This window comes from Allorhizocola rhizosphaerae (assembly GCF_003426775.1).
Taxonomy (GTDB): domain Bacteria; phylum Actinomycetota; class Actinomycetes; order Mycobacteriales; family Micromonosporaceae; genus Allorhizocola; species Allorhizocola rhizosphaerae.
On record NZ_QJUG01000306.1, the window covers coordinates 1 to 8,068 of the forward strand.

The 8,068-nt window shown below is 68.4% G+C and carries 10 protein-coding genes; 4 read left to right on the plus strand and 6 right to left on the minus strand.

All coding sequences use genetic code 11. From position 1 onward, the window contains the following. From DM816_RS38010 to DM816_RS38030, 5 genes are all read right to left on the minus strand, one after another. Positions 1–410 (minus strand): adenylate/guanylate cyclase domain-containing protein (locus DM816_RS38010; protein WP_281274403.1); only part of this gene is annotated, 410 nt, incomplete at its 3' end. Further along, positions 407–1,066: an MBL fold metallo-hydrolase gene (locus DM816_RS38015; protein WP_117215341.1), complete on the minus strand. Its 660-nt coding sequence runs from the start codon at positions 1,064–1,066 to the stop codon at positions 407–409. The genes DM816_RS38010 and DM816_RS38015, both read right to left, overlap by 4 nt. Before the next feature lie 145 nt (positions 1,067–1,211). Continuing rightward, positions 1,212–1,673, minus strand: coding sequence for a RidA family protein (locus tag DM816_RS38020; protein ID WP_117215342.1), 462 nt, complete (start codon positions 1,671–1,673; stop codon positions 1,212–1,214). Next, on the minus strand, positions 1,670–1,834 hold the full coding sequence (gene sp36 / locus DM816_RS38025) for a Sp36 family protein (RefSeq protein ID WP_117215347.1): 165 nt from the start codon (positions 1,832–1,834) through the stop codon (positions 1,670–1,672). The genes DM816_RS38020 and sp36 overlap by 4 nt, the downstream gene beginning before the upstream one ends. A 9-nt stretch (positions 1,835–1,843) precedes the next feature. After that, a complete protein-coding gene (locus tag DM816_RS38030; protein ID WP_162908257.1) occupies positions 1,844–2,206 on the minus strand; it encodes a hypothetical protein in 363 nt (120 codons plus the stop codon). Positions 2,207–2,215: 9 nt separating this feature from the next. On the opposite strand from DM816_RS38030, the gene DM816_RS38035 reads away from it, so the two are divergent. The 3 genes from DM816_RS38035 to bagB all read left to right on the plus strand — a co-directional run bounded on the left by DM816_RS38035 (position 2,216) and on the right by bagB (position 5,043). Continuing rightward, positions 2,216–2,728, plus strand: a complete 513-nt coding sequence (locus tag DM816_RS38035) for an Rv0361 family membrane protein (RefSeq protein WP_246002592.1) — start codon at positions 2,216–2,218, stop codon at positions 2,726–2,728. A gap of 156 nt (positions 2,729–2,884) precedes the next feature. Continuing rightward, entirely contained in the window at positions 2,885–3,817 is a 933-nt protein-coding gene (gene bagA, locus DM816_RS38040) for an ATPase BagA (protein WP_117215344.1), read from the plus strand. Positions 3,818–3,951: 134 nt separating this feature from the next. Further along, positions 3,952–5,043, plus strand: coding sequence for an ArsA family ATPase (gene bagB, locus DM816_RS38045; protein ID WP_117215345.1), 1,092 nt, complete (start codon positions 3,952–3,954; stop codon positions 5,041–5,043). A 9-nt stretch (positions 5,044–5,052) separates the two neighbouring features. Here the strand turns inward: bagB and DM816_RS38050 are convergent, their stop codons facing one another. After that, entirely contained in the window at positions 5,053–5,355 is a 303-nt protein-coding gene (locus DM816_RS38050; protein WP_117215346.1) for a WhiB family transcriptional regulator, read from the minus strand. A 295-nt stretch (positions 5,356–5,650) separates the two neighbouring features. Here DM816_RS38050 and DM816_RS38055 point away from each other — a divergent pair. Then, the coding region (locus DM816_RS38055; RefSeq protein ID WP_117215349.1) for a penicillin-binding protein at positions 5,651–8,068 on the plus strand (2,418 nt) is incomplete at its 3' end.

Consider the following 8,068-nt stretch of genomic DNA (forward strand, 5'->3'; position numbering starts at 1 on the left):
CCCACGCGCAGGCCGAGCGGCGCGCCGCCGCCCCGCTCGTCGTCGAGCACCCGCCGGACCGCCCGCTGCATCGACAGCGCGGCGCGCACGGCCCGCTCGGCGTCGTCTTCATGCGCCACGGGCGCGCCGAACACGGCCATGATGCCGTCGCCGGTCAGCTTGTCCACATGGCCGCCGAACGTCTTGACCGCGCCGGCCAGGGCCGACATCACCCGGTCGGTGACCGCGCCGACCCGCTCCGGGTCGAGCTCCTCCGACCACGACGTGAAGTCGGACAGATCTCCAAACAGGACGGTCACCACCCGTCGCTCAGAGGCCGGAAGCGTCGCGGCCGCGGGCAACGCCGCCCCACAGTGATGACAGAACCGGGCCGCCGGCACCGGAACCGTCCCGCACACCGGGCACGTCATGTCAGGTAGTCCAATTGCGCCCGGACGCTCCACAGCGCGGCCCACTTCACCGCCGGGTCCACGTCCGCGTAGACGATCTCGACGACCTCTTCGGGGGTCGTCGCCCCCTGGGCCAGCGCGGCCCGCACCTGCTCCAGCCGCTCGACGCGATGACCGTGCAGCCACCGCGCGGCGGCCGCACAATCGGGCAGGGCCGGACCGTGGCCGGGCAAGGCCGGTACCGAAACAAAGTCTTGAAGCTTTTCCAGGCTCGCCAGATAGTCGCCGACGTTGCCGTCCGGCCAGGCGACGACGCTGCTCCCACGGCCGAGGATGGTGTCACCGGTGAAGACCGCGCCCTCGATGACGAAGCAGACCGAGTCGGCGGTGTGGCCGGGGGTCTTGAGCTCCTGCATGCCGGGCGGCAACTCGCCGACGGTCGCACCGGTCATGTCGCGCAGCGGCTCCACCCCGTCGGTGTGATCGGGGTGGCCGTGCGTGATCAGGATGCGCTTGATCTTGGTGACGGCGGTTATCGCCTGAAGGTGCGCCTCATCGGCGGGCCCCGGGTCGATCACCGTGCCGTCGTCGAGAACCCACGTGTTGGTGCCCTCAAGCGTCATCGCGCTCGGGTTGTCAGCCAGGATCAGGGTGACGCCGGCGGGCACCGCACTCATGGCGAAACCACCCTTCGGGGCGAGACCACATCGGGGGTGGTCTCGCCATGAGGCACCAAAGACGCTGCAATCCCGATTCGCTCGCGCGAGCGCTCGCTCATGCCAGCGATGCTACGTCGCGGGTATGACAGGGGACACAGACTTGCTAACCGCGGACCTCGGCAATCAATTCCACCTCGACGGGCGCGCCCAGCGGAAGCTCGGACACCCCGACCGCGCTGCGTGCGTGCCGCCCCTGCTCCCCGAACACCTCCATGAACAGCTCCGACGCGCCGTTGATCACGTCCGGCTGCCCGGTGAACCCGGGCGCGGACGCCACGAATCCGACCAGCTTGACGATCCGGGCGATATTGCCAAGCCCCACCGCGGACTCCAGCACGCCGAGTCCGTTGAGCGCGCACACCGCCGCGAGCTCCTTGGCCTTCTCGGGCGAGATCTCCGCCCCGACCTTGCCGGTGGCCAGGAGGTTGCCGTCGAGTCGCGGAATCTGTCCCGAGACATAGACATGATTTCCGGTACGCACCGCGGGCACATAGGCCGCGACGGGTGGGCTGGATGCGGGCAGCGTCAGCCCAAGCTCGGCGAGCTTGGCGTAGGGATCGGTCATTTTCCAGACTCCTTCGGGCGCTTCATGTATGCGACCAGCTGCTCCGGGTTCGGCCCGGGCACGACCTGCACCAGTTCCCATCCGTCCGCGCCCCAGTTGTCCAGGATCTGCTTGGTCGCATGGATCAAGAGCGGCACAGTGGCGTACTCCCACTTAGTCATGTCCACAACTTACGGGTAAGCTGAGCCGCCGACGACCAGGGGGAGTTCATCGTGACGCAGCCGGAAGAACAGCCGCCCACCGCGCAGCAGCCCGCGGTCCCGCTGCCACCCGGCTGGGGCCAGCACCAGCAGGAGCCGCAACCCACGCAGCCGCAGGCTCCGCAGCCGCCCACCGCGCAGCAACCCGCAGTGCCGCTGCCACCCGGCTGGGGCCAGCACCAGCAGGAGCCGCAACCCACGCAGCCGCAGGCTCCGCAGCCGCCCACCGCGCAGCAACCCGCAGTGCCGCTGCCACCCGGCTGGGGCCAGCACCAGCAGGAGCCGCAACCGACGCAGCCGCCCACCTATCCGACTCCCCAGGACCCGTTCCACACCACCACGATGACGCCGGAGTCGGCCCAGATTCCGCCGTTCGGTGCGGTCCAGCCGCCACCGCCCAAGAAGCGCAACCTCGCCCTGATCATCACGGCGATCACGCTGGGCGTGATGCTCGTGCTGTGCGCGGTCGGCGGAGTCGGCGCGTTCTTCCTGCTGCGCGACTCCGAGGGTGCGGGCGCCGAGTCGCCTCGCGCGGCCGCGGTCGAGTTCCTGACCGCGGTCTACAAGGAGAGCGACGCCGCCGAGGCGGAAAAGCTGGTGTGCAGCGAGGCGCGCGACCGCGACGCCATCGCCGCGAAGGTGAAAGAGGTTGAGGACCAGAAGAAGAAGCACAAGAGCCCGAACTACACCTGGGACTCGCCGAAGATCGAAAACGAGACCGCCGACAAGGCCGACACCACGGTCACGATCCGGCTCACCACGCTCGACGAAAAGGTCGCCGACCAGACGCTCAAGCTGTCGCTCGTCAAGCGCGAGGGCTGGTTCGTGTGCGAGGTCGAGGAGCAGAGGCAGTAACTCCAGCTGCGGTTGGGGTCGGACGCTTCGCGCCGACCCGCGCAAGACCGGCCCAACCGCGCAAGAGCAGGGTTTCGCCTGAAGAGACCGGCACGAGCCCAAGGGTGTCGTCACACGCGGATCCAATGCGCTGGGCGTGGATGAGACACTGCATACGTGAGTTGGCCCGCCCGTCTGCATGTCGTGACCGGCAAGGGCGGCGTGGGCAAGACCACGGTCGCCGCCGCGCTCGCCCTCGCCCTGGCCGCCGGCGGCAACCGCGTGCTGCTGGTCGAGGTGGAGGGGCGCCAGGGCCTGGCGCAACTGTTCGACCTGGAACCGCTGCCCTATGCCGAGCGCCGCCTGGGCGACATCGACGACGATCTGCGCCTGCTCGCCGTCGACCCCGAAGAGGCTTTGCTTGAATACCTCGACCTGTTCTACAAGATGGGCCGGGCCGGCCGGGTGCTGCGCAAGCTGGGCGCCATCGACTTCGCCACCACGATCGCCCCGGGCCTGCGCGACATCCTGCTGACCGGCAAGGTCAAGGAGGCAACGACCCGCACTGACGAGGCCGGGCGGCGCCTGTATCACGCGGTCGTGCTCGACGCCCCACCCACCGGGCGTATCGGACGGTTCCTCAACGTCACGGCCGAGGCCGCCCGCCTGGCCAAGCTGGGCCCGATCAAGTCGCAGAGCGAGGGCGTCGCCGCGCTCCTGCGCTCGCCTATGACCTCGGTGCATCTGGTCACCCTGCTGGAGGAGATGCCGGTACAGGAGACCACCGACGCGCTGGCCGAGCTGACCGCGCTGCACATCCCGGTCGGGAAGATCATCGTCAACGCGGCGCGCCCGCCGCTGCTGTCCAGCCGGGTCACCCAGGCCGAGCTGAAGCGCGGCCTGGCCGAGGCGGGCCTGCCCACCGACCGGCGCACGGTCACCGGGCTGCAATCCGAGGCGCACGCCCACCTGGCCCGTCAGGAGCTCGAACAGCAGCTCCGCGCCGAACTGGCTCACCTCAAACGCCCAACCGTCGAGCTGCCACTGCTCAGTGACGGAGTCGACCTCCCGGGCCTGCAGCACCTCGCAGCGCTCCTTCGCCCGCGCTGAAGCACCAAGCAGGCACTGCCACCCTTAGCCGTCACCTTCCCTTGCGATCTTGAAGGCAAACCGGGCACATCAAGATTGCGGCGGGAAAGCGACGGCGGCGGCAACGCCGGATCCTCAAAAGCTAGGCTCGTTTCGTGGTCGGTTTCGAAGTCGATGCCGTGCTCGGCGACCCCGCGATCCGGATCGTCGTGTGCTGCGGCTCCGGCGGGGTCGGCAAGACCACGACCGCGGCGGCGCTGGCGTTGCGCGCGGCGGAGCAGCACGGCAGGCGCACAGTGGTGCTGACCATCGACCCGGCTCGCCGGCTGGCCCAGTCGCTCGGCCTGACCGAGCTCGACAACACCCCGCGCCAGGTCAAGGACGCCCCGCTTTATGCGATGCAGCTGGACATGAAGCGCACCTTCGACGAGGTCGTGCTGACGCACACCGCGCCCGAGCGGGCCAAGGAGATCTTCGCGAACCCGTTCTACCAGGCGATGAGCTCGACCTTCGCCGGGACTCAGGAATACATGGCGATGGAGAAGCTCGGGCAGCTGCGGGCGGCCGACGAGTGGGACCTCATCGTCGTCGACACGCCACCGTCCCGCTCGGCGCTGGACTTCCTGGACGCGCCCGCCCGGCTGGGCCGGTTCCTCGACGGCAAGATGCTGCGGCTGCTGTCCGGCACCGCACGCGCCGGCGGGCGCAGCATGTTCAACCTGGTCACAGCCTCGTTCGGGGCCTTCTCCAAGGCGGTACAGAAGATCCTCGGCGCGCAGCTGCTCACCGACCTGTCCGGGTTTGTGTCGGCTTTGGACTCGATGTTCGGTGGGTTCCGTGAGCGGGCCGAGCACACCTACCGCGTGCTGCAGGACCCGCAGACGGCTTTCGTGCTCGTGGCCGCACCCGAGCCGGACGCGGTCCGCGAGGCTGCCTATTTCGCCTCCCGCTTGGAAGAAGGCCGCATGCCGCTCGCGGGCCTCGTGCTCAACCGGGTGCACACGTCCGCCGTGCCCGAGCTCGACGCTGAGTCGAGCGCGGCGGCCGCGGCCCGGCTTGGCGAGGAGGGTGACACCGCGCGGGTGCTGCGGGTGCACGAGCTGCTGATGCGGCAGGTGGTGCGCGAGACCGAGGTCGCCGCGCACTTCACCGACAGGTTCCCCCTGGTGCCGGTCGCCCGGGTGCCCGCGCAGCCGACCGATGTGCATGACATCGCCGGGCTGCGGGCGATAGGCGACGCGTTTTAGTTGGTTCGGTCAGGCGTCGACCAGTTGCTTGCGGCTCTGGCTCTCGTTTTGGCCTTGCATCGCGGCTTCAAAGGTGCGCTTCCAGCTCGCGACCGACGGGTGACGGCGCAGGAGCGCGCGGCGCTCGCGCTCGGTCATGCCGCCCCACACCCCGAATTCAATGCGGTTGTCCAGCGCGTCCGCCAGGCATTCGTACCGCACGGGACACCCACGGCAGATGCGCTTGGCGACGTTTTGCTCCGCGCCCTGCACGAATAGTGCGTCCGGATCTCCGTTCCGGCACGCCGCGAGACTGGGCCAATCAGTGATCATGCTGCTAATGCCCATATTGCTACGTCCCCCCAGACGTTCCCCCGAAACCGCCGGGCGCGCATTGGTACCCCCTACCAACCGCCCAACGGCGTGCGTTGCTCGCCGGACCATCATGCTCCGTAGCTATACGATTACGCAACGTTATCGGCCAAAAAAGCCTGAAACGGATTTTTGGTGCCGTTGTCGGGCCGAACATTTTCAAGCGCACGTCTGGGGTCGTGCACTTTCTACAACGACGCCGACATGGAAGAGTTGCGCCTGAAAAGCCCTCACGTACCCTGTGGCGGTGATCCCCATGCGCAAGCGAGACCACAACATCTTCACCAATGCTGCCTCGCTGTTGGTCTGCGGAGTCCTCGCCGGCGTGGTCGTCGCCGCCGCGCTGTTCCCGGTCGTTGCGCTCTCCGGGTTATCCGCCAAGGCGGGCGGCGAGGCCTTCGGCCAGCTGCCCGACGAGCTCACCGTCAAGCGCACGCCGCAGATCAGCTACGTCTATGCCTCCGACAACAAGACGCTGCTCGCCACGATGTACGACGAAAACCGGCGGGACCTGCCGCTGTCGGAGATCCCGCTGATGGTGCAAAAGGCCATGCTCGCGGCCGAGGATCAGAAGTTCTACGAGCACAACGGCGTCGACGTCAAGGGCTTCGCGCGGGCGTTCATCGCCAACCAGACGGCCGGTGAGGTGTCGCAGGGCGCGTCGACGATCACCATGCAGCTCGTGCGCATGTCGCTGACGTTCACCTCCACGCCGCCGGGCGTGCTGAAGGCGACCGAGGACACCAACGTGCGCAAGGTGCGCGAGATCCGCTACGCGGTCGCGCTGGAGCAGCGCATGACCAAGGACGAGATCCTGCAGAACTACCTCAACACGGCCTACTTCGGCCTGCGCTCCTACGGCATCTACGCCGCCAGCCAGGTGTACTTCAACAAGGAGCCCAAGGACCTCACGCTCGGCCAGGTCGCCTTCCTCGTGGGGCTGGTCAAGGCGCCCGGTGACGTGGAAAACCAGGCCGGGCTCGACAAGGCCAAGGTCCGGCGCGACTACGTGCTCGACGAGATGTTCGACCTCACCTACATCACCGCCGCCGAGCGCGACGACGCCAAGGCCGAGACGCTCGAGGTGGTCGGCAACCAGACACCCAACGGCTGCATCCAGACCACCGTCGCGCACTGGGGCTTCTTCTGCGACTTCTTCCAGCGCTGGTGGCTGCAGCAGGAGGTGTTCGGCACCACGACCTACGATCGCGAACGGCAGCTGCGCGCGGGCGGGTACCGGATAGTCTCCTCTTTGGATATTCATACCCAGCAAGTGATGCGGTCCAACATCGACAAGCAGATCTCGGTCGACAACCCGCACGCGATGATGCTCGCCGGGGTCGAGCCCGGGACGGGCAAGGTGCGCGCGATGGCGGTCAACCGCAACTTCAAGCTCGACAGCCGCGACAACCCGCAGAACGGGCCGCACAGCAACCCGGTGGCCCGGGCGCAGGGCATCCGCGGCTCCTATCCCAATACCGTCAATCCCCTGCTGAGTACGGATCCCAGCTTCCAGGGCTACCGGCCGGGCTCGGTGATGAAGACCTACGCGATCGTGGCCGCGCTGGAAAGGGGCATCCCGCTGGATTACACGATCAACACGCAGGCCCGCGTGGCGTCGAAGTACCCGCACAAGGGCGAGCCCAACTGCGGCGGATACTGGTGCCCACCGGTGTATGACAACTCGCCCACCGGACCGCAGAACATGTGGACCGCGTTCGGATACTCGGTCAACACCTACTTCGTGCCGCTGTTCGACCGGGTGGGCGGCAAGGCCGTGATGGACGTGGCGCGCCGCTTCGGGCTGACGTTCTACAACGACCCCAACACCAACGACGACGACTACAACAACTCCGTCGACCCGTACACGTCGAACGTGTGGTCGCCGTTCGTGCTCGGCATCTCTACCCACCCGCCGGTCCAGATCGCCAACACGTGGGCCACGCTCGCGGCCGACGGGCTGCACTGCGAGCCGATGCCGGTCGAGTCGATCCTCAACTACAAGGGCGAGAAGCTCGCCGTGGGTGAGCCGCGGTGCCACCAGGCGTTCAGCGCGGACGTGGCGCGTGCCGCGATCGACGCCGGCCGGTGCCCGGTGGGCGACAAGTCGTTCTTCGGCGGCGGGGCGCGCGGCGAGTGCGGCGGCTCCGGCACGGCCCGCACCTCGCGCGACATCATCGGCAAGCCGATCTCCGGCAAGACCGGCACCAGCGACGGGGCCAAGTCCTCCACGCTCACGATCACGGCGAAACAGCTTGCGGTGTCCGGCTTCCTGACCGACCCGGACTGGCCCGAGACCGACCAGCGCATGCCGCACAACGGCCCCGGCGGGATCAACCCGGCGGTGCAGCACACGCTGGCCGAGGCGCTCGCAGGTGCGGAGACGATCGACTTCGCCAAGCCGAGTGACAAGCTCGCGTACGGGACTCAGGTCGCCATCCCCGACGTCACGTGCCGGTCGGTCCCGGAGGCCACGTCGATCCTGCGCGCCCAGGGCTTCTCGGTCGAGGTCGACACGCGCACCCCGGTCGCCTCGGCCTGCCCGCCCGGCACGGTCGCCGGCACCAGCCCGTCCGGCCGCACCGTCAAGAACAACCCGGTCACGCTGCTCATCAGCAACGGTGGTGTCGGGGGCGGCGGCGGCGGGGGTGGTGGGGGCGACCCGAGACCCCCG